The following is a 19,896-nucleotide window of genomic DNA, read 5'->3' as shown; positions in this document are numbered from 1 at the left end:
CGGCGAGACGCGCCGGACCGATCACGAGGAGCGACACACATGTCCCTTTCCACCACCACCCACCTCAACCTGCCCGGCACGGCGCGCGAGGCGCTCACCTTCTATCAGGGCGTCTTCGGCGGGCACATCCACGTCACCACCTACGGCGAGCTCGGCATGCCGCAGGACGCTCCCGACGCCGGCAAGGTCGTCTTCGGCTCGGTGCAGGCCGACAACGGCTTCCGCGTGATGGCGTACGACATCCCCGGCCGCTCGGAGCCCTTCGCCGGCCGCACCACCCGCGAGCACGGGATGACCCACACGGAGGCCCCCTTCTTCCTGTCCGTGCGCGCCGACTCGCTCGACGAGGCGCGCGGGTACTGGGACAAGCTCGCGGACGGCGCGACGATCATCGAGCCGCTCGCGGCGTCGGAGTGGAGCGCGGGCTTCGGCATGCTGACCGACGCGTTCGGCGTCACCTGGAGCGTCGACGTCGCCTCGAGTCGCGCCGCCTGACGCGACGGCCAGGAGCTCCGAGCGCGCCTCGGGGCTCCTGCCTCGCTCGACGCTGTAGCCTCGCGGCGTGAGTGGCGCGCAGGATGACAACCTTCGCGGGGAGCGGCGGCAGGGGATCCTGCTGACCGTCATCGGGCTGGCCTTCGTCGGCATGGGCGCCCTGCTGATGGTCGGCGGCGACACCTTGTTGGGCCTGATGTCGGTCGTCCTGTTCGGGGGCTGCGCGCTCGTCGGGTTCGCGCAGGCGGTGCGGCCAGGGGCCGGGCTACCCGCCTGGGTGGGCATCGCCGGATCGATCTGCTTCGCCGTGACGGGGCTGCTGCTGATCGTCGGGCACCTTGCCGCCGCGCCCCTGCTCGAGCCCGGCGGCGGCATGGCGCTGCCCGCCGGCATCCTCGCTCTCGGATTCTTCGGGCCGGGCGCGGTCGTGCTCATCGTCCGCGATGTGCGCCGGCGCCGGAAGCGCTGAAGGCGGATCAGGTCTGGCGCACGGCGGCGGCGGACGCCCCGCGCCAGGGGGCGCCGTGACCCGGCAGCACCCACGACGCCGGGTCGGGGTGAGCCGCTCGAGCGACGGATCGGCGCGGGCGGCAACGCAGGTGATCGCCTCGCTCCGCTGAGCGAACGTGGAGGCTCCCGGGCTGAGCGCATCCGCGACGGGTGCGGGAGGATGAGGGGATGACCGGACCCTTCCGCGGCCTCAGCGCGTTCCCGCTCACACCGTTGCGCGACGACCGCGTGGACGAGGTCGCCTTCGCGGGGCTCGTGGAGCGCCTCGCGGCATCCGACGTCGATTCCATCACGGCGCTCGGCTCCACCGGGGCGTACGCGTACCTCGACACGGACGAGCGTTCCCGCGCGGCACGGATCGCCGTGGAGCGGGCGGGGGACAAGCCGGTGTTCGTGGGCGTCGGAGCGCTGCGGACCTCGCACGTGCTGCGCAACGTCGCCGCGGCGGAGGACGCCGGAGCGGCGGGCGTGTTGCTTGCGCCGATGACGTACCTGCCCCTCACGGACGACGACGTGTTCGAGCTGTTCCGCGCCGTCTCCGAGCGCACGACGCTGCCCGTCATCGTCTACGACAATCCCAGCACCACTCGGTTCACCTTCACGAACGAGCTGTACGGGCGCATCGCGCAGCTGCCCGGGATCGCGTCGATCAAGATCCCCGGCGTGCCGACGGAGCCGTTCGCGGCGCGGGCGCACGTGGCGACGATCCGGGCCGTGCTCCCGCCGCACGTGACGGTCGGGGTCTCGGGCGACGCGTCCGCCGCGGGCGGCCTGCTCGCCGGATGCGACGCCTGGTACTCGGTCATCGCCGGCACCCTGCCCGAGGCGGCGCTGCGCATCTCCGACGCCGCGGCGGGCGACGACGCGGAGGCGGCGCGCGCCGAGTCCGACCGGCTCGCGCCGCTGTGGGAGCTGTTCGGCAGGCACGGCGGCAGCCTCCGGGTGATCGCCGCGATCGCCGAGCACCGGGGGCTCGTGCCGCCCGGGTGCCTTCCGTTGCCGATCCGTGGGCTGTCCGGGGAGGATCTCGCGGAGGTCATCCGAGTCGCCGACGCTCTCGGGCTGCGCTGACGCGCGGCCACGCGGCGGGGATGCCCGCGGCGCGGGTGACAGGATGGGCGGGGGCGCTCAGGCGCGGCGCGTCGCCGCCGCGGCCCGAAACTCGCTGCCCGCCCGCACTCGCTGTCGATGGAGGAATCCGATGACCCTTGCCCTGACGAACGCGCACGTGATCCCCGTGGTGGGGGAGCCCTACGACGGCACGATCGTGGTGGGTGACGATGGTCGTATCGCCGCGGCGGGGGCGGACGTCGCGGTCCCCGAGGGCGCGGAGGTGCTCGACCTGAGTGGCGCGACCGTCACGCCGGGGCTCGTCGACGCGCACGTGCACCTCGGCGTGCACCCGGAGGGCGATGGCCCCGGCGCGAGCGACACGAACGAGATGACCGGCCCGAACCAGGCGGCCGTGCGCACCATCGATGCGATCGATCCGTTCGACGAGGGCTTCGACGTCGCCCTCGCCGGCGGCGTGACCACCGTGGGCGTGAACCCCGGTTCGGGCAACCCGATCGGCGGCCAGGCCACCGTGCTGCGCACCCACGGGCGGATCGTCGACCGCATGGTGCTGCGCGCGCCCGCCGGCGTGAAGTCCGCCCTCGGCGAGAACCCGAAGCGTGTCTACGGCGAGAAGAAGCAGACGCCCTCCACGCGCCTCGGCAACGCCAAGATCATCCGCGAGGCGTTCGTCGCCGCCCAGAACTACATGCGCAAGCACGAGGCCGCGGAGGAGGGCAAGCCCGCCGAGGTCGACCTCACGCACGAGGCGCTCGCCGCGGTACTGCGCGGCGAGATCCCGTGGCGCCAGCACGCCCACCGGGCCGACGACATCGTCACGGCCGTGCGGCTGGCCGACGAGTTCGGCTACCGGCTCGTGATCGACCACGGCACCGAGGCGCATGTCGTAGCCGACTACCTCGCCGAACGGGGCGTGCCCGTGCTCATCGGTCCGCTCTTCACGACGAAGTCGAAGATGGAGCTGCGTGGCCGCTCGATCGCGAACCCCGGCAAGCTCGCCCAGGCGGGTGTCGAGATCTCGATCATCACCGACCACCCGGTCATCCCCATCAACTTCCTCGTGCACCAGGCGTCGCTCGCCGTGCGCGAAGGGCTCGACGAGCGCACGGCGATCGAGGCGATCACGATCAATCCGGCGCGTGTGCTCGGCGTGGATGCGGAGGTCGGATCGATCGAGCCGGGTAAGCGTGCGGACCTCGTGGTGTGGAACGGCGAGCCGCTCGACGTCATGGCGCGGCCCGCGCGCGTCCTGATCGACGGGCGCACCGTCTACGAGTACGACCGCGCCGCGCGCACCGAGAGCGTCGCGCCCCGCCACGCGGCCTGAGGGACTCGCTGTCACGTCGCTCAAGACGCTTGAACGTGCGACGAGCACCTGCGTAGCGTCGGCGGCATGACGACACTCACCTTCTCGACCGTGCTGGAAGCCTACGGCCCGGCTGCCGCCATCATCCTCACCGACCAGCAGGTCGCGCACCTCGGCGGGGCGAGGAACGCGCCGGTCGTCGTCACCATCGGCGACCGCACGGCCCGCCTGCGCCTCGCGAGGATGGGCGTCGACAACCTCATCGGTCTGAGCAAGGCCGCGCGTGCGGAGCTGGACGTCGAGATCGGCGACGCCGTGGAGGTCGTCATCGAGCTCGACACGGCCGAGCGCACCGTGGACGTGCCGGACGCGCTGCGCACCGCGCTCGCCGCCGACGCGGACCTGCAGCGGCGCTTCGATGCGCTGTCGTACTCCCGTCGGAAGGAGTTGGCCCGGTCCGTGGCCGACGCCAAGCAGGACGCGACGCGCGAGCGCCGCGTGCAGAAGGCGCTGGACGAGCTCCGCGGCTGAGACGACGACACGCCACCGCGTCTTCGCGCCGGCGCGTCGCCCCCTCGGGCACCGCCGCCCTGCCGGTTGTCGCCCGCGGTGTCAACCGGATGCGGCGGTCGCGGGGCGCGACGTATCGTGGGCCGCCGTTGATGGTCGTCGTGCCCGGTGCACTCCCGCGACGCGACGCGAAGCCGGCGGGCACGACCGCCGATCTACGGAAGGACGCGAATGAGTCACGACGCTCCCGACACCGGCACGATCGCCGGACGCCGGACGATCCGGAAGGCGATCGCCGCATCCGGCGTCGGAAACGCCACGGAGTGGTTCGACTACGGGATCTACTCGGTCTCCGTGGCGTACATCACGGCGAACTTCTTCCCCGGCGGCACGGTGTGGGCCCTCGCGACGTTCGCCATCTCGTTCCTCGTCCGCCCACTCGGTGGCCTCGTCTGGGGACCCCTCGGCGACCGGCTCGGCCGCAAGCGCATCCTCTCGCTGACGATCCTGCTGATGGCCGCCGGCACCTTCGCGATCGGCATCCTTCCCACGTACGACGCGATCGGCTGGTGGGCGCCGGCGCTGCTCATCTTCCTTCGGATGGTGCAGGGCTTCTCGACGGGAGGGGAGTACGGCGGCGCGGCGACGTTCATGGCCGAATACTCGCCCGACCGGCAGCGCGGCTTCTTCGGCAGCTTCCTGGAGTTCGGCACCCTGCTGGGCTTCGTGCTCGGCACGGCGCTCGTGCTGCTCCTGCAGATCGTGCTCGGCGAGGCCGCCATGTACGACTGGGGATGGCGCATTCCGTTCCTCATCGCCGGCCCGCTGGGGCTGGTCGGCCTCTACCTGCGCAGCCGGCTCGAGGAGACCCCCGTCTTCCAGGAGCTGAGCGACAACGACGAGCAGGAGCACAGCGCGGCGGCGACGTTCCGTGACCTCCTGCACTACTGGCGCCCGCTGCTCGCCATGGGCGGGCTCGTGATCGCGCTGAACGTGGCCAACTACACGCTCATCAGCTACTCGCCCACGTATCTCGAAGCTCAGCTGGGGATGGACGCCGACGCGGCGCTCGGGCTCATCCTCGTCGGGGAGCTGCTCATGATGGTGCTCATCCCGTTCGCCGGCACGCTGTCCGACCGCATCGGGCGCAAGCCGGTGTGGGCCATCTCGATGGCCGGCCTGTTCGTCGCGGCCGTGCCGCTGTACTTGCTGATCGGAACGGGCTTCCTCGGGGCGCTCATCGGCTTCGCCGCCCTCGGGGCGCTGTACGTGCTGCAGCTCGGCACCATCTCGGCGACGTTCCCGGCGATGTTCCCCACGCAGGTGCGTTACGCCGGGTTCGCGATCACCTACAACGTCTCCACCGCCCTGTTCGGCGGCACGGCGCCGCTGTTCAATGAGGCTCTCATCGAGGCGACGGGCAACCTGCTCATCCCCGCTTTCTCGATGATGGCCGCCTGCGCGGTGGGACTGATCGCCCTCATCTTCGTACGCGAGACGGCGAACGCCTCGCTGCGCGGCACGGATCTGCCCATCGCTCCGGGCGCGCGCCCCTGACTCCGGTGCCGGCCGCGCCGAGACGCGCGGCCGGTACCGACCCCGGCGGCGGATTGCAAGCCCTGGCGTCGCCCGGTGCCACGGGCGTAGCGTCGCGGCATGGCACTGGACACCATGCTCGCGGCAGACATCGAACAGCAGCTCAAGGCCATGGACGAGACCGAACGCGCGCAGTTCACGCTCGACCTCGTCGAGCTGGTGCATCGCTACGCGTCCTCCGGCGCGATGGGGGAGGCGCGCCTCGACGACAGCGAGGCCCGCGGTCTTGGTGAGGTCGTCGAGGCGGCGCGCCGTCACCTCGACGTGATGCGCCAGTCGCCCACGGACTGAGGGTCAGTCGCCGGCGTCGTCGCGCTCGCGGCGCACGCGCCGGCCCGAGACGCTCGCCGGTCGGAAGCGCAGGTGCAGCTCTCGCGTGCCGCCGGCCCACGGGATGACACGCGTCGGATCCTCGATGGCCGACACCTGGTCGGGGTCCATCGCCTCCACCGAGCCGTGCATGAGCACGCTCCAGCCCACGCCGCGGTTGCCGTCCTGGTGATCCACCTGGAACGACACGGGACCGTCGGCATGGGGCAGCGTGCTGAGGACACCGTCTGCGGTCGTGCGCACGACGATGTCGCTCCCGTGCAGCTGGTAGTTGACGGGAATGATCTGGATCTGGTCGTCGTGCAGGAAGCCGAACCGGCCGACCGACGCGACCGACAGCAGGTCGAGGCTCGCCTGCTCGCTCAGTGTGATGATCATCTGCGCCTCCTTCGCCGCGGACCACATCCCTCACTGCCCGCTCGTGCTCTCGCTGGTGGGTGTGCGAGCCCGGACGCGCCGGGGCTCGTGGCCGACGATACGCCAGCACGCGCGACGACGGCCGCCGATTCACGGGGAGTCGGCGGCCGTCGTTGACACATCAGGCGTGCTGCTCGGCGTGCTTGCCCTCGGCGATCTCCTCGACCGTCTTGGCGCAGAACGCAGGCAGATCATCGGGGGTGCGGCTCGAGACCAGACCCGCGTCGACGACGACCTCCTCGTCGACCCAGTTCGCACCGGCGTTCTGCAGGTCGGTGCGCAGGCTGGGGTAGCTGGTGATCGTGCGGTCGCGCACGACGTCGGCCTCCACGAGGATCCACGCGCCGTGGCAGATGACCGACACGGGCTTGTGCTCGGTGAAGAAGGATCGTGCGAACTCCACCGAGGCGCCGTCCATGCGCAGGTGGTCGGCGTTCACGACGCCGCCGGGCAGCACGAGGGCGTCGAAGTCGGCGCTCGATGCCTGTGAGACGGGCAGATCGACCGCCTGCGAGTGTCCGTTCTTCCCGCTGATCTCGCCGTCGGCGGGGGAGACGAGCACCGCCTCGGCGCCGTTCTCGGTGACGGCCTCCCACGGGCTGGTCAGCTCGCTGTCCTCGTATCCGTCGGTCAGCAGGAACGCGACGCGCTTACCGGTGAGTTCGGCCATGGTGCCTCCTCGTATCGTCGTTATGGGGTCACCGGCGACGTTACGGAGGAGGCGTCGCGGCGTCACGGGGGTTGCGTGCGCCCACGACCGTCGCTAGTTCGCGCCCGCCGAACAGCCGTCGCCGAGGCGGCGGTGTGGGCGCCACGATGAGTGCCAGCGTCCGCTCCCGGCGTTGAGTGGCGCGTGTGGGGGCTGAGTGCCGCGCCGACTGGCCTAGCCTGGCGCGATGGCATTCGAGCACCAGCACGGCGCCGACGACGACGCGACCTACGCGGCGCGGCGCCACACGGCTCCCGAGACGCCCGTCCTTCCGGCGCCCCTCACCCTGCTCGGCGGCTCCCGCGGCGCCGGCGTGTGTGCGAACGGGGTATGCGAAATCCCCGAGGGCTGACGAGAGTCGGCCCCCGGGGATCTGCGGATGGGATCAGTGCCCGGCGGGTGCGGCCGGCCCCTCCTGATCCGCAGGCTTGCGGATGAGGAACGACAGCGCCACGGCCACGATCGCGACGATCGCCGCCACGAGGAACGCCCCGCGGGCCCCCGGCGCGCCCGCGGTGGCCGCGTCCAGCCCCTCGGCCTCACCGGCGTGCAGCGCCGTGGAGTAGATCGAGATGAGCAGCGCGGTGCCGGTGGCGCCGGCCACCTGCTGCAGCGTGTTCAGCGCGGCGGACCCGTGCGAGTAGAACCGGCGCTCGAGCGAACCGAGAGACGCGGAGAAGAGCGGCGTGAAGGACGCCGCCAGACCGAGCGACATCGCCGTCTGCACCGCGATGAGCACCCACACGGGCGTGTGGGCCCCGAGCGTCGAGTACACGAACATCACGACGGCGATCGCGATGGTGCCCGGGACGAGCAGCGTCTTCGGGCCCCGCGCGTCGTAGATCCGGCCCATGAGGGGGCCGAGCAGACCCATCAGCAGTGAGCCGGGCAGGAGCACCAGGCCTGCCTGCAGCGAGTCCAGCCCCGCCACGTTCTGCAGGTACAGCGGCAGCAGCGAGAACGTGCCGAACATCGAGAACGCGACGACGGCCATCACCACGACGGCGACCACGAAGTTGCGCGACGTGAAGACCCTCAGGTCGAGCAGCGCGTCGTCCTTGCGCTGCAGCACCAGCTGACGCCACACGAACACGGCCAGCGCCGCGGCGCCGACCGCCATGACGACCCAGCCGATCGCCGCCGAACCGGCCGCGCTCTCGCCGTGGCCGCCGAACTGGCTGAGGCCGAAGACGATGCCGCCGAAGGCGAGCGCCGACAGGACGATCGACAGCACGTCGATGGGCGCGTGCGTGGTCTCGCCGAGGTTGAGCATCCACTTGGCGCCCAGCGCCAGGGCGATGATCGCGATCGGCAGCACGATGGCGAACAACCAGCGCCAGCTGAGGGTCTCGAGCACCGCGCCCGACAGGGTGGGGCCGATGGCGGGCGCCAACGAGATGACGAGGCCGACGCGGCCCATCATGCGGCCGCGGGAGTGCGGCGGCACGACGTTCATCATCGTGGTCATGAGCAGCGGCATCATCACGCCGGTGCCGGCTGCCTGCACGACGCGACCGATGAGGAGCACGGTGAAGCCCGGCGTGACGAGGCAGATGAGCGTGCCGAGCGTGAACGAGATCATCGCCGCGAGGAACACCTGGCGCGTGGTGAAGCGCACGAGCATGAAGCCCGTCGTGGGGATGACGACGGCCATGGTGAGCATGAAGGCGCTCGTCATCCACTGGCCGAGCTCGGGCGGCAGGCCCAGGTCCTCGTTCAGGTGGGGGATGGCGATGCCCATCGTCGTCTCGTTGAGGATCGCGACGAAGGCGGCGACGAGCAGCAGCCAGATCACCCGCATCCCGCGCGGGTCGATGGTGTCGGGCGCCTGAACGGCGCGAACGGTTCCGGTATCAGTCGTCAAGGAGTACTCCGTGCTGAAGAAGACAAGTCGCCCCGGGCCAGAGGATCCCAGACTCGTCCTCTCGCGGGCGACGATCAACCCTAACGGTGACTCGATCCGCCCGATTCCCGTTGTGCGAACATTTCACGTGCTCGTCAACTCGGTGGCCCCGTCGCACTCAGCGACGGCGTCGCACGCCGGCCCTAGTCTGAGCGGGTGAGCATGGGACGAGGCATGGGCGGCGCGCGCGGCATGCGCGGGGTCGACGAGGCGGCGCTGCGCCGGCAGAATGCCGAGGCGCCGAAGGTGCCCGACCTGGGCCGGCGGGTGGTGGCGCTGTTCGCGCCGTATCGCGGCCGCATCGCCGTCACGGCGCTGCTCGTGGTGGTGGGAGCGGCTCTCGGGGTCGTCCCGCCGCTGATCATCGAGCGCGTGTTCGACGAGGCGCTCTTCCCGCCGCAGGGCGGCGTGCAGATGGACCTGCTCGGCCGGCTCGTGGCGCTCATCATCGGCCTGTACGTGCTGAGCGCCATGGTCGGGGTGGTGCAGACGTGGTTCACCTCCAACGTGGGCAACCGGGTGACGGGCGACCTCCGGGTGCGCATGTTCGAGCACCTGCAGTCGATGGAGCTCGGCTTCTTCACCCGTACGAAGACGGGCGTCATCCAGTCTCGCCTGCAGAACGACGTGGGCGGCGTCTCGGGCGTGCTCACCAGCACGTTCACGAGCATCCTCGGCAACACCGTCACGGTGATCGCCTCGCTCGTGGCCATGCTCCTCATCGACTGGCGCCTCACGCTCATCGCGCTCGTCATCCTGCCGCCGCTGGTGATCGTGCAGCGGCGAGTGGGTCAGGTGCGTGCTCGGATCGCCTCGGAGACGCAGCAGTCGCTGTCGGAGCTGACGGCGATCACGCAGGAGACGCTGAGCGTGTCGGGCATCCTGCTGTCGAAGTCGTTCAATCGACAGCGTTCGGAATCGGCGCGGTACGCCACCGAGAACGCCAACCAGATCCGGCTGCAGGTGCGGCAGGCGATGAGCGGTCAGGGTTTCTTCGCGGTCGTGCACGTGCTCATGGCGTCGGTGCCGGCTGTCATCTACCTCGTCGCGGGCGTGATCATGCTCGGCGACCCGGGGGCGATCACCGCCGGCGCGGTCGTGGCGTTCACCACCGTGCAGGCGCGGCTGCTGCAGCCGCTCACGAGCCTCATGCGCGTCGCCCTCGATGTGCAGACCTCGGCCGCGCTGTTCGCCCGCATCTTCGAGTACCTCGACCTGCAGCCCGCCATCACCGACGCCCCCGGCGCGATCTCGGTGGCGCAGGCGCCCGGTCCGCTGGGGCGGATCGAGTTCCGGGACGTCACGTTCCGCTACCCCGACGCCGCCGGCGACTCGCGACCCACGCTCGACGGCGTCAGCTTCACGGCGGAGCCCGGCCAGCAGGTCGCGTTCGTCGGCCCCAGCGGCGCCGGCAAGACGACCGTGCTGTACCTGACGCCGCGGCTGTACGAGGCGTCCTCCGGCTCGGTGCTGTTCGCGGGGGCCGACGTGCGCACGCTGCGCCAGGAGTCGATCATCGACCACGTCGGCATCGTGTCGCAGGAGACCTACCTCTTCCATGCGACGATCCGCGAGAACCTGAGGTACGCGAAACCTGACGCCACGGACGACGAGATCGAGCAGGCGTGCCGCCAGGCCAACATCCACCACGTCATCGCCGGATTCGAGCGAGGCTACGACACGGTGGTGGGCGAGCGCGGCTACCGCCTCTCGGGCGGCGAGAAGCAGCGCATCGCCATCGCGCGCGTGCTGCTGAAGGACCCGCCCGTGCTCCTGCTCGACGAGGCCACGAGCGCGCTCGACACGGTGTCGGAGCGGATCGTGCAGGAGGCGCTCGAGGCCGCCGCCCGCGGCCGCACCACGCTGTCGATCGCGCACCGCCTGTCCACCGTCATCGACGCCGACGTCATCCACGTGGTCGAGGGCGGCCGGATCGTCGAATCCGGCACGCACTCGGAGCTGCTCGCGCGGGGCGGTCTCTACGCCGAGCTCGCCGCCGAGCAGCTCGCCTCCACGCGGGTGCTGGAGGCCGAGGAGGAGATCGACGGCCGCCGGGCCTGATCAGGGCAGCAGCAAGGCCACCTCGCGGCGGAAGTCCTCCAGCTCGGCCGCGTACGCGGGGTCGGGATGGTCGAGCGCATGCCCGCCGAGGCGGGGCACATCCATGGTGAGGATCGTGCGGGCACGCGCGAGCACGGCCGCCTGCGGGCCGCGACGGCGAAGCACCTCGAGCCCGGTCCGCATCGCGGCCAGGACGGCGCGCAGAACGTCGATGCGTGCCTCGCCCTGCGTGATCGACGATCCGTCGGCACGCACGCGCCACTGGACGACGGGATCCGCGACGGTGTCGATCCACCGCGCGCTCGTGTACAACTCCTGGGCAATCAGCTGGTCTTCGTACAGGCCCGCGGGGAACCGCACGTCGCCCCACATCTGCGATCGAGACACCTTCGACCACGCGACGATGTTGTTGACCACCTCCGGATGCTGCTCGAGCGTGACGCGGCGGCGCGACGGGGCCGTCGACGCGGCGACCCAGGGCTGTACGTCGCCGAGGAGGTAGCCCTCGGTGCCTGGCCGCAGCCGTCGGTAGGCGCCCACCGCGAGGTCGCTGCCGCTGTTCTCCAGCGATCCCACCAGCAGGGCCAGGGCGCGGGGCTCCATGACGTCGTCGGCGTCCAGAAAGCCCACGTACGGGGTGTCGACGAGTTCCAGGCCGCTGTTGCGCGCCGCGCCCAAGCCGCGCCGCGAGGTGTGGTGCACGGCCGTGAAGCGCGTATCCCACGCCGCGAAGCGGTCGAAGACGGTGCCCGTGCCGTCGTCCGAACCGTCGTCGACGAGGATCGCCCGCCAGTCCTCGCGCGTCTGGGCGTGCAGCGACGTCAGCGCCTCCTCCGCGTACCGGGCGACGTTCCAGCCCGCCACGATGACGGTGACGACCGGGCTCACGTCGGGGGACCGGTCTCGGCCAGTGCCACCTCGGCGTTGTAGCGGAACAGGCGTGCGGGGCGGTGCTTGCCGGTCCGGAACGACTCGGTGGGCACGAGCGCCTCCGAGCCCTCGATGAGGCGGCGGAAGTTGGACGGGTCGAGCCGGCGCCCCAGCACGGCCTCGTACACCTCGCGCAGCTCGCTCAGCGTGAACTCGTCGGGCAGCAGACCCGCCGCGATGCGGCTGTACGCCACCTTGTTGCGCAGCCGCCAGAGGGCGTAGGCGATGATCCGGTCGTGGTCGAACGCGAGCGTCGGGAGGTCGTCCACATCGAACCAGGCGACGTTCTCGGGCGCCGGGCGCGTGGACAGCTGGGCATCCACGAGGTCCTGGCGCAGCAGGGCCCAGTACGCGATCGAGACGACGCGCGTGGGGGAGCGGTCGACCTCGCCGAACGCGTACAGCTGCTCGAGGTAGCTCGCGCTGAGGCCGGTGGTCTCGTCGAGCGTGCGCGCGGCGGCGTCGTCGAGGCCCTCGTCCTCGCGCAGCCAGCCGCCCGGAACCGCCCAGTGGTTGAGGAACGGGCCGCGCGTGCGCCGCACGAGCGGCAGCATGAGCGCATCGGGGGCGTCGGGACGCGACCGCAGCGAGAAGATCACGGTCGAGACGGCGACGCGGATACCCTCACTCACGATACGAGGGTATCCGCGTCGGCGAATCGGACCGGACGGCCCGGGATCACTCCGCCGGGATGACGAGACCGTCGTAGGTCTCCTCGATCCACTCCTTCGTCTCGTCCGAGGTGAGCAGCTCGTAGAGCTTCTCGACCCGCGGGTCGTCCTGCAGCTCCGGGCGGGTGGCGAGGATGTTGAAGTACGCGCTGTCCTGGCCCTCGCTCAGCAGCTGCAGGTCGCTGGAGATGCCGGCTGCCGAGGCGAAGTTGAAGTTGACCACCGCAGCGTCCATCTGCTGCAGCGCGGCGGGCAGGGTGGCGGCGTCGATCTCGCTGAACTCGAAGCCCTTCGGGTTCGCCGTGATGTCGCTGATCGTCGTCGGCGCATCGGTGGTCTCGATCAGGCCGGCCGAGGCGAGCAGCAGGAGCGCGCGCGACTCGTTCGACGCGTCATTCGGCAGCGCGATCGTGGCCCCTTCGGGAAGGTCCTCGAGCGACTCGAAGGTCTCCGAGTACAGCGCCAGCGGCGGCAGGTAGACGGGACCGACGTTGACGAGGTCGTCACCGGCGTCCTCGTTGTAGAGGTCGAGGAACGGCCCGTGCTGGAACAGGTTGGCATCGTTCGCGCCCTGCGACAGCGCCGGGTTCGGCGTGTTGTAGTCGCTGTACTCCTGGATCTCGATCGTGAGGCCCTCGGCGGGAGCCAGCTCGTCGGCGACGAACTGCAGCAGCTCGCCGGCAGGCACGGCGGTCGCGCCGACCGAGATGCTGCCGAGGCCCTCTCCCTCGGCCTCGGAGGATCCGCCGCAGGCCGTCAGGCCCAGGGCGAGTGCGGCGACGCCGGCGACGGCGCCCGCGGAACGGATGAATCGGGACATGGTGGTGCCTTTCGGTGGGCGGGAACGGAGGATCAGGACGCGGCCTGCGCCGCGACGGCGGCGCGACCGGCGGAGCGCTCGTGGTCGAGGCGCTTGGCGAGCCACTCGCCGAGCGTCTGCAGCCCCTGCACGAGCACGACGAGCACGATGACGACGCAGATGATGTACTCGGTGCTGTAGCGCTGGTGGCCGTAGCGCACGGCGAGGTCGCCGAGCCCGCCGGCGCCGATGGTGCCGGCGATCGCCGAGAAGTTGATGATCGAGACGACGGTCGTGGCGAAGCCGCGGATCATCGCCGGCAGCGACTCGGGAACGAGCACCTTGGTCAGGATCTGCCAGCGGGTGCAGCCCAGCGCCTCGGCCGCCTCGATGCGGCCATCCGGCACCTCGCGCAGCGCGATCTCGGCCAGCCGCGCGAAGAACGGGATGGCGGAGATCGACAGCGGCACGATGGCCGCCGTCGAGCCGAAAGACGTCCCCAGCAGCAGGAACGTGAACGGAATCAGCGCGATCATCAGGATGAGGAACGGGATCGAGCGCGTGATGTTCACGACGACCGAGAGCACGAGGTTGATGGTCCGGCCGAGTGCGCGGCTGCCGAAGGGCCGCTCGAGCACGCCGCCACGATCGGTGGTCACGAGAAGCACTCCCAGCACGAGACCGAGCACGAAGGTGACCACCATCGTCGCGCCGACCATGTAGAGCGTCTCGAGCGTCGCCTTCCAGAGGTTGGCGAACAGCGTGGGCCAGAAGTCCGGCGATGTCACATCGATCACGCGGCGACCTCCTCGACGACGATGCCCTGGTCGCGCAGCAAGGCGATCGCCCGTGCCACGTCGGCGCCCTGGGGCAGCTCGAGGCGGGTGCGCCCCGACTGCACGCCGCCGATCGTCTCGATCGCCGCGCCCAGCAGACCGATGTCCAGTCCCTGTTCGCGTGCGAGCCGCGCGATCACCGGATCATGGGCGGTGAGCTCGGTGAAGGTCAGGTCCAGCACCGTCGAACCGGGCGTGACGGGGGCCTCTCCGAGCGGGAACAGCTGCCGCGCGATGACCGACCCGGGCGTGCGCAGGAGCTCTCGCAGCTGGCCGGACTCGACGATGCGGCCGCGCTGCATGAGAGCCGCCGACGTGCAGATCTGCTTCACGACGTCCATCTCGTGCGTGATGAGCAGGATCGTCAGCCCCAGCTCGCGGTTGAGTCGCTGCAGCAGGGCGAGGATGCTCGCGGTGGTCTCGGGGTCGAGCGCGCTGGTGGCCTCATCGCTGAGCAGCACCTTCGGGTTCGTCGCCAGTGCGCGCGCGATGCCCACGCGCTGCTTCTGACCGCCCGACAGCTGCGCCGGGTAGTGGCCGGCGCGGTCGGCCAGGCCCACGAGATCGAGGATCTCGGCGACGCGCGCCCGGCGCGCGGCCCGGCCCAGCCCCTGCGCCTCGAGCGCGAGCGAGACGTTGCCGGCCACCGTGCGGCGCGAGAGCAGGTTGAAGTGCTGGAAGATCATGCCGATCCCGTGCCGCGCCGCGCGCAGGGAGGCGCCGCTGAGGCCGGTGATGGGGGTGCCGTCGACCTGAACCGTACCCGAATCGGGCCTCTCGAGGCCGTTCACGGCGCGGATGAGCGTGGACTTGCCGGCGCCGGAGGTGCCGACCACGCCGAAGATCTCGCCGCGCTCGACGGTCAGCGAGACGTCATCGAGCGCGCGCGTGGGGCCGTAGCTCTTGACGAGGTGGGAGATGGTGATCATGTGCCTGTTCAGGCGGCGCGACGACGCCGGCGGCGTCCCCGCACCGCCGTGGTGTCGTCCGTCCTCCATTCTCACGGATGCACCGCGTGGGCCGGACCGCTGTGACCTTCTGTGACAAGAACGACCCGTATTGCGGGTGCCAACCCGGTATGTAGGATGGGGCGAAACGCACCCTCATCTCAAGGACGAGAGACATGGCTGATTGGCAGATCCTCACCGTGACGGCCGTCGCGATCCTCGCGGTCGTGCTCCTGATCGTGAAACTCCGCGTGAACCCCGTGGTCGCGCTCGTACTCGGCGCCGCGGGCCTCGGCCTGATGTCGGGGCTGGGCGTGACCGACACCATCGACACCGTCATGCACGGCTTCGGCGACATCCTCTTCGAGGTCGGCCTGCTCATCGGCTGGGGCGTGCTGATGGGCGCGCTGCTGAACGAGATGGGCGCGATCCAGCGGCTCGTGGCCGTGCTGTTCCGCGCGTTCGGCAAGCGCGGCGTGCCGTACGCCTTCGGCGTCACGCTCGGCACCGCCCTGCAGTCGATCTTCCTCGACGTGCTGCTCGTCATGAGCGCGCCCCTCGCCAAGCGCATCGCGCCGCGTCTCGGCCGCAACGGCGTCGGCAAGCTCTCCGCCGCGATGGCCATCGGCCTGGAGTGCGGCATCGTGCTCATGGTGCCCGGCGTGGCGGCCGTCTCGCTCGCCGGGCTGCTCAAGGTGCCGCTCGGCATCATGCTGCTGTGCGGCCTGCTCGTCATCGTCCCGACGATCCTCGCGGCCATCTTCACGATGAACGTGCTCTTCGACCGCGGCTTCTGGAAGCCCGAGAAGGACGAGCAGCCCCGCGACGACGACGGGCAGGACGAGGCGCTCGCCGAGGCGGGCGCAGAGCCGGCCTCGGCCAACGGCAGCCGCCCCCTCCCGATCGCCACGAGCACCGGCGGGGTCAGCCAGCTCACCAAGGTCGGCATGCTGCCGCGAGCCGGCGTGCGGCGCCAGCGGGACGGCGAGGCCCCGCTCGTCCTCCTGTTCGCGCCCATGCTGTTGTCGCTCGTCCTCATCGCGGGCGGAGCCCTGCTCGAGATGGCCGGCGTCGTGCACCCCGTCGTGGAGTTCCTTTCCGCGCCGGTGATCGCGCTGCTCATCGGTCTGCTCGGCACGAGCGTGGTCGCCCGCTACACGGTCGGCGGCGAGCGGGTGGAGAAGGGGCTGGCCACCGGTTTCCGTGAGTCGGGCCAGATCCTGCTGCTCACCGGCGCCGGGGGATCGCTTGCCGCCATCGTGGGCACGTCGGGCATGGGCGACCTGCTCGGCCGGTACTTCACCGCCTCGACGGTGGCGCCGCTCATCGTGGTGTGGGCCGTGGCGGCCGTGCTGCACGTCGCGGTCGGGTCGGTCTCGATCTCGGCCATCACGGCCGCCGGTATCCTCGCCCCGATCGCAGGCCAGATCGGCCTCAACCCCGTGCTCATCGCGCTGGCGGCCGGGGCCGGGTCGCTGTTCCTCGTGCACGTGACGTCGAACACGTTCTGGCTGCTGCAGTCGATGCTCGGCCAGACGACCGCCGGCACGTTCAAGACGTGTTCCATCGGCGTCTCCGTCGCGAGCGTCTACGCCCTCGTCTTCACGCTCATCCTCGGCATCTTCATCTAGAAGGACGGATCATGACCGATCGCACCGACCTGCCTCTCGCCGGCGTCCGCGTCGTCGAGCTCGGCAACTACATCGCCGCACCCACCGCGGGCCGCATGCTCGCCGACTTCGGCGCGGAGGTCATCAAGATCGAACGCCCCGGCACGGGCGACGAGCTGCGCAACTGGCGGCTCCACCGCGGCACGACGTCCATGCTGTACCGCACGATCAACCGCAACAAGAAGTCCGTCGTGCTCGACCTGCGCTCCGAGGACGGGCGCGAGGCCGTGCTGGAACTCGTGCGCCGCAGCGACATCGTGCTCGAGAACTTCCGGCCCGGGACGCTCGAGAAGTGGGGGATCGGGCCCGACGTGCTCGAGCAGGCGAACCCCGACCTCGTCCTGGTCCGGATCTCGGCGTTCGGGCAGACCGGCCCGATGTCGTCGCGCCCCGGCTTCGCCGCCGTCGCCGAGGCGTACGGCGGCTTCCGCGAGCTCGTGGGCGACCCGGATCGTCCGCCCGTGCGCGTGGGCGTCTCCATCGGCGACTCCATCGCCGGAATGCAGGCGGCGTTCGGTGCGTGCATGATGCTCTTCGCGCGCCAGCGCGGCCGTGACGGGGGCATCGCGAGGCGCACCGTCGACGTGGCGCTGAACGAGGCGATGTTCTCGGTGATGGAATCGCTCGTGCCCGACTATTCGGCGTTCGGCGACCTGCGCACGCGCACGGGCGGCCGGATGCAGGGCATCGCCCCGTCGAACGCATACACCTGCGGCGACGGCAAGTCGGTCGTGATCGCCGGCAACGGCGACGGCATCTTCGCCCGGTACATGCGGGCCATCGGGCGCGAGGACCTGGCCGAACGACCCGACCTGCGCAGCAACGCCGGGCGCTGGGAGGCGCGCGACGAGCTCGACGACGCGATCGGACGGTGGTGCGCGCAGCGTCCGGCCGCGCAGGCGCTCGAGGTCCTCGAGGCGGCGGGCGTGCCGGCCGGACCGATCTACACCGCCGAGGACCTCGTCGCCGACGAGCAACTGCGCTCGCGTCGCATGCTCCAGTCGTTCGACGTCTCCACGGGCGACGAGGTGATCCCCGATGTCGACTTTCCCGGCGTCACGCCGGTGCTCGGCGACGGACCGGTGGAGATCGCTCACCTGGGACCGGACCTCGGCGAGCACACGGACGAGGTGCTGGCGTGGCTGGAGTCGGAGCGAGAGGCCGAGCGCGTGGCGGGGGTGGCGCGATGACCGTGCGGTTGCGGGACGTGACGCTGCGCGACGGCCTGCAGCTGACGGGAGGCATGATGCCGACGGACGAGAAGGTCCGTCTCGTCCGTGAGCTCTTCGCGGCCGGCATCAGCGACATCGAGGTCGGATCGATGGCGCGTCCCGATCTCGTCCCACCCCTGGCGAACACCCTCGAGGTGGTCGCTCAGCTCACGCCGGAGGAACGGGAGCGCTGTTGGGTGTGGGTGGCCACGCCACGTAACGTGCAGCGGGCGGTGGACGCGGGCGTCACCCGCATGCAGTACTGCCTCTCGGTCTCGGACGCGCACAACACGGCGAACGTCGGGCGCACCACGGAGCAGTCCATGGCGGCGCTGCCGGAGGCGCTGGACATCGCCGGCGCCGCCGGGGCGGAGCTGCAGCTGTGCCTCGCCACGTCGTTCACCTGCCCGTTCGAGGGCGCGGTGGACCCCGAGCGCACGCTGGCGCTCGTGCGTGACCCGCGCGCCGAGCGCTGCACCGACACGGTGATCTGCGACACGCTGGGTCAGGCCGATCCGCGCACGGTGTCGGAGCTCGTCGCGGCCGCCGCCGCCGCACGCCCCGGGCACGGGGTCGTGTATCACGGCCACGACACGTGGGGACTGGGCGTGGCGAACACGCTGGCGGCGATCGACGCGGGAGCCACGATGGTCGACGGCGCGCTCGGCGGGCTCGGCGGCTGCCCGTTCGCCCCCGGCGCGGCCGGCAACACCTCGACCGAGGACATCCTGTTCGCCCTGAAGCCCGACTGGCTCACCCCCGAGCGCTTCGGCGACATCGTCGCGCTGGGGGAGCGGGTGACCAGCGCGCTCGGGGAGCGCAGCACGTCGCGCTCGGCCGCCGGTGCGCGGTCGACGGCGAAGGCGTTCGAGTGGGTGATCCCCGACTGAGGCCGCCTCAGCGCTCGTCGGGGTGGCGGCCTCCCATGGTGCGGGTGAGCCGCTCCGCGTGCTCGAGCAGGTAGGGCACCCAGTCCTCCAGCACCTCCCGGCCCATGCGGGCCGTGGGACCCATGATCGTGAGGGCGCCGAAGAGGTCGCCCTGCGCCGTGAAGATGGGGGCCGACAGCCCGCTGGAACCGGACTGTCGCTCGCCCGTCGTCATGGCGTAACCCTGGTCGAGCGTCTCCCGCACGACCCGCAGGAGCTCGTCGGGATCGGTGATGGTGTCGCTCGTCAGCGGCTCGAGTCCCCGCCGCAGCGCCTCGTCCACGAGGCCGGGCGTGAAGGCCAGCAGCACGCGCCCCGCCGAGCCGGCGTGCAGCGGCATCACCTGGCCGACGCGCATCGCGCGCCGGACGATCTCGCGGGTCTCCGCGAGCGCCACGCACACGCGGTGACCCTGCGACTCGCGGAACACCCCGACCGTCTCGCCGATCTCGTCGCGCATCTCGGTGAGCACGGGACGCATGATCTCGATGGCGTCGATGCCCTGCGTCGCGGGAGCGGCCCAGTACGACATGCGCACGCCGACGCGGTAGCCGCCGGCCGTGCGGTCCAGGAAGCCCTGGTCGACGAGGTTCGCCACGAGCCGCTGAGCGGTCGAGGCGGGAAGGCCCGTCCGCTCGCGGATCTGCGCCAGCGTGAGCTCCGGCTCGGCGAGACCGAAGGCGTCGAGGATGGCGGTGATCTTCGTCAGCACGAGCAGGTGCTGACCGCGCGGCTCCGGGGTCGTCATGGTCCCATCCTGCCGCGCGGCGACCCTTCCGCGACCGCGCCGGCCCGCGCAGCGCCCCCGCGGCGGTGTGCGGCCCGGCGTCATCTCCTCGAAACCTTCGTGCCGCTAGCATGGAGCCACAACCGAACACGGGCCCCACGACCTGTCGCGGGAGAGCTCCGGTCATGCACCGGGCACCGAAGGAGCAAGCCTCCCCGCCAATCTCTCAGGTACGCGTACCGCGCAGGCCGGGCCACTCTGGAAA

General features: G+C 71.1%; 21 protein-coding genes and 1 riboswitch. Of the genes, 12 read left to right on the top strand and 9 right to left on the bottom strand.

What is annotated here, in order from left to right; all coding sequences use genetic code 11:
- Positions 1-39: 39 nt before the first annotated feature.
- The 7 genes from N8N77_RS02900 to N8N77_RS02870 all read left to right on the top strand — a co-directional run bounded on the left by N8N77_RS02900 (position 40) and on the right by N8N77_RS02870 (position 5,782).
- A complete protein-coding gene (locus N8N77_RS02900) occupies positions 40-495 on the top strand; it encodes a VOC family protein (RefSeq protein WP_261164502.1) in 456 nt (151 codons plus the stop codon).
- 67 nt (positions 496-562) lie between these two features.
- Entirely contained in the window at positions 563-964 is a 402-nt protein-coding gene (locus N8N77_RS02895) for a hypothetical protein (protein ID WP_261164500.1), read from the top strand.
- A gap of 209 nt (positions 965-1,173) precedes the next feature.
- Positions 1,174-2,076 carry a dihydrodipicolinate synthase family protein gene (locus N8N77_RS02890; protein ID WP_261164498.1) on the top strand — a complete coding sequence of 301 codons (903 nt, stop codon included), beginning with the start codon at positions 1,174-1,176 and terminating at the stop codon, positions 2,074-2,076.
- Between the two features lie 130 nt (positions 2,077-2,206).
- The gene (locus N8N77_RS02885) at positions 2,207-3,406 is read left to right on the top strand and encodes an amidohydrolase (protein WP_261164496.1); all 1,200 of its coding nucleotides are present in this window, start codon (positions 2,207-2,209) and stop codon (positions 3,404-3,406) included.
- A gap of 66 nt (positions 3,407-3,472) precedes the next feature.
- Complete coding sequence (locus N8N77_RS02880) at positions 3,473-3,916, top strand: YdeI/OmpD-associated family protein (protein WP_261164494.1); 444 nt, start codon at positions 3,473-3,475, stop codon at positions 3,914-3,916.
- Positions 3,917-4,126: 210 nt separating this feature from the next.
- The gene (locus N8N77_RS02875) at positions 4,127-5,452 is read left to right on the top strand and encodes an MFS transporter (RefSeq protein WP_261164493.1); all 1,326 of its coding nucleotides are present in this window, start codon (positions 4,127-4,129) and stop codon (positions 5,450-5,452) included.
- 99 nt (positions 5,453-5,551) lie between these two features.
- Positions 5,552-5,782, top strand: coding sequence for a hypothetical protein (locus tag N8N77_RS02870; RefSeq protein WP_261164491.1), 231 nt, complete (start codon positions 5,552-5,554; stop codon positions 5,780-5,782).
- 3 nt (positions 5,783-5,785) lie between these two features.
- Here the strand turns inward: N8N77_RS02870 and N8N77_RS02865 are convergent, their stop codons facing one another.
- A complete protein-coding gene (locus N8N77_RS02865; RefSeq protein ID WP_261164489.1) occupies positions 5,786-6,199 on the bottom strand; it encodes a pyridoxamine 5'-phosphate oxidase family protein in 414 nt (137 codons plus the stop codon).
- Positions 6,200-6,359: 160 nt separating this feature from the next.
- Positions 6,360-6,908 carry a type 1 glutamine amidotransferase domain-containing protein gene (locus tag N8N77_RS02860; protein ID WP_261164487.1) on the bottom strand — a complete coding sequence of 183 codons (549 nt, stop codon included), beginning with the start codon at positions 6,906-6,908 and terminating at the stop codon, positions 6,360-6,362.
- Positions 6,909-7,134: 226 nt separating this feature from the next.
- Between N8N77_RS02860 and N8N77_RS02855 the strand changes: the two genes are divergently transcribed.
- The gene (locus N8N77_RS02855) at positions 7,135-7,299 is read left to right on the top strand and encodes a hypothetical protein (protein WP_261164485.1); all 165 of its coding nucleotides are present in this window, start codon (positions 7,135-7,137) and stop codon (positions 7,297-7,299) included.
- A gap of 33 nt (positions 7,300-7,332) precedes the next feature.
- Here the strand turns inward: N8N77_RS02855 and N8N77_RS02850 are convergent, their stop codons facing one another.
- Positions 7,333-8,811, bottom strand: a complete 1,479-nt coding sequence (locus N8N77_RS02850; protein ID WP_261164483.1) for a DHA2 family efflux MFS transporter permease subunit — start codon at positions 8,809-8,811, stop codon at positions 7,333-7,335.
- Positions 8,812-9,012: 201 nt separating this feature from the next.
- Here N8N77_RS02850 and N8N77_RS02845 point away from each other — a divergent pair, with 201 nt between their 5' ends.
- Entirely contained in the window at positions 9,013-10,911 is a 1,899-nt protein-coding gene (locus N8N77_RS02845; RefSeq protein ID WP_261165596.1) for an ABC transporter ATP-binding protein, read from the top strand.
- On the opposite strand, the gene N8N77_RS02840 is transcribed toward N8N77_RS02845, so the two are convergent.
- The 5 genes from N8N77_RS02840 to N8N77_RS02820 all read right to left on the bottom strand — a co-directional run bounded on the left by N8N77_RS02840 (position 10,912) and on the right by N8N77_RS02820 (position 15,076).
- Positions 10,912-11,799, bottom strand: a complete 888-nt coding sequence (locus tag N8N77_RS02840; protein WP_261164481.1) for a glycosyltransferase family 2 protein — start codon at positions 11,797-11,799, stop codon at positions 10,912-10,914.
- A complete protein-coding gene (locus N8N77_RS02835; protein ID WP_396652796.1) occupies positions 11,796-12,395 on the bottom strand; it encodes an NrtR DNA-binding winged helix domain-containing protein in 600 nt (199 codons plus the stop codon). The genes N8N77_RS02840 and N8N77_RS02835 overlap by 4 nt, the downstream gene beginning before the upstream one ends.
- Positions 12,396-12,519: 124 nt before the next feature.
- On the bottom strand, positions 12,520-13,332 hold the full coding sequence (locus N8N77_RS02830; RefSeq protein WP_261164479.1) for a MetQ/NlpA family ABC transporter substrate-binding protein: 813 nt from the start codon (positions 13,330-13,332) through the stop codon (positions 12,520-12,522).
- A 32-nt stretch (positions 13,333-13,364) separates the two neighbouring features.
- Positions 13,365-14,108 carry a methionine ABC transporter permease gene (locus N8N77_RS02825; protein ID WP_261164477.1) on the bottom strand — a complete coding sequence of 248 codons (744 nt, stop codon included), beginning with the start codon at positions 14,106-14,108 and terminating at the stop codon, positions 13,365-13,367.
- Positions 14,105-15,076 carry a methionine ABC transporter ATP-binding protein gene (locus tag N8N77_RS02820; RefSeq protein ID WP_261164475.1) on the bottom strand — a complete coding sequence of 324 codons (972 nt, stop codon included), beginning with the start codon at positions 15,074-15,076 and terminating at the stop codon, positions 14,105-14,107. Before N8N77_RS02820 ends, N8N77_RS02825 begins: the two co-directional genes overlap by 4 nt.
- Before the next feature lie 194 nt (positions 15,077-15,270).
- On the opposite strand from N8N77_RS02820, the gene N8N77_RS02815 reads away from it, so the two are divergent.
- The 3 genes from N8N77_RS02815 to N8N77_RS02805 are packed head-to-tail and all read left to right on the top strand — an operon-like array spanning position 15,271 to position 18,865.
- On the top strand, positions 15,271-16,725 hold the full coding sequence (locus N8N77_RS02815; protein ID WP_261164472.1) for a GntP family permease: 1,455 nt from the start codon (positions 15,271-15,273) through the stop codon (positions 16,723-16,725).
- A gap of 11 nt (positions 16,726-16,736) precedes the next feature.
- Entirely contained in the window at positions 16,737-17,954 is a 1,218-nt protein-coding gene (locus N8N77_RS02810; protein WP_261164470.1) for a CaiB/BaiF CoA-transferase family protein, read from the top strand.
- Entirely contained in the window at positions 17,951-18,865 is a 915-nt protein-coding gene (locus N8N77_RS02805) for a hydroxymethylglutaryl-CoA lyase (RefSeq protein ID WP_261164469.1), read from the top strand. The genes N8N77_RS02810 and N8N77_RS02805 overlap by 4 nt, the downstream gene beginning before the upstream one ends.
- A 7-nt stretch (positions 18,866-18,872) precedes the next feature.
- Here N8N77_RS02805 and N8N77_RS02800 read toward each other — a convergent pair whose 3' ends face one another.
- Positions 18,873-19,652: an IclR family transcriptional regulator gene (locus N8N77_RS02800; protein ID WP_261164467.1), complete on the bottom strand. Its 780-nt coding sequence runs from the start codon at positions 19,650-19,652 to the stop codon at positions 18,873-18,875.
- A gap of 138 nt (positions 19,653-19,790) precedes the next feature.
- A riboswitch (glycine riboswitch) is annotated at positions 19,791-19,883 on the top strand.
- The last annotated feature ends 13 nt before the right edge of the window (positions 19,884-19,896 follow it).

The sequence above is a fragment of the Microbacterium sp. Marseille-Q6965 genome (genome assembly GCF_946151065.1).
GTDB lineage: Bacteria > Actinomycetota > Actinomycetes > Actinomycetales > Microbacteriaceae > Microbacterium.
This window is presented reverse-complemented; position numbering and strand designations above follow the sequence as displayed.

Coding starts and splice junctions, on each gene's coding strand:
- N8N77_RS02855 (WP_261164485.1), top strand. CDS start 7,135: ATGGCATTCGAGCACCAGCACGGCGCCGACGACGACGCGACCTACGCG.
- N8N77_RS02805 (WP_261164469.1), top strand. CDS start 17,951: ATGACCGTGCGGTTGCGGGACGTGACGCTGCGCGACGGCCTGCAGCTG.
- N8N77_RS02830 (WP_261164479.1), bottom strand. CDS start 13,332: ATGTCCCGATTCATCCGTTCCGCGGGCGCCGTCGCCGGCGTCGCCGCA.
- N8N77_RS02810 (WP_261164470.1), top strand. CDS start 16,737: ATGACCGATCGCACCGACCTGCCTCTCGCCGGCGTCCGCGTCGTCGAG.
- N8N77_RS02870 (WP_261164491.1), top strand. CDS start 5,552: ATGGCACTGGACACCATGCTCGCGGCAGACATCGAACAGCAGCTCAAG.
- N8N77_RS02865 (WP_261164489.1), bottom strand. CDS start 6,199: ATGATCATCACACTGAGCGAGCAGGCGAGCCTCGACCTGCTGTCGGTC.
- N8N77_RS02875 (WP_261164493.1), top strand. CDS start 4,127: ATGAGTCACGACGCTCCCGACACCGGCACGATCGCCGGACGCCGGACG.
- N8N77_RS02815 (WP_261164472.1), top strand. CDS start 15,271: ATGGCTGATTGGCAGATCCTCACCGTGACGGCCGTCGCGATCCTCGCG.
- N8N77_RS02820 (WP_261164475.1), bottom strand. CDS start 15,076: ATGATCACCATCTCCCACCTCGTCAAGAGCTACGGCCCCACGCGCGCG.
- N8N77_RS02890 (WP_261164498.1), top strand. CDS start 1,174: ATGACCGGACCCTTCCGCGGCCTCAGCGCGTTCCCGCTCACACCGTTG.
- N8N77_RS02800 (WP_261164467.1), bottom strand. CDS start 19,652: ATGACGACCCCGGAGCCGCGCGGTCAGCACCTGCTCGTGCTGACGAAG.
- N8N77_RS02845 (WP_261165596.1), top strand. CDS start 9,013: ATGGGACGAGGCATGGGCGGCGCGCGCGGCATGCGCGGGGTCGACGAG.
- N8N77_RS02835 (WP_396652796.1), bottom strand. CDS start 12,395: ATGCTGCCGCTCGTGCGGCGCACGCGCGGCCCGTTCCTCAACCACTGG.
- N8N77_RS02885 (WP_261164496.1), top strand. CDS start 2,207: ATGACCCTTGCCCTGACGAACGCGCACGTGATCCCCGTGGTGGGGGAG.
- N8N77_RS02860 (WP_261164487.1), bottom strand. CDS start 6,908: ATGGCCGAACTCACCGGTAAGCGCGTCGCGTTCCTGCTGACCGACGGA.
- N8N77_RS02900 (WP_261164502.1), top strand. CDS start 40: ATGTCCCTTTCCACCACCACCCACCTCAACCTGCCCGGCACGGCGCGC.
- N8N77_RS02880 (WP_261164494.1), top strand. CDS start 3,473: ATGACGACACTCACCTTCTCGACCGTGCTGGAAGCCTACGGCCCGGCT.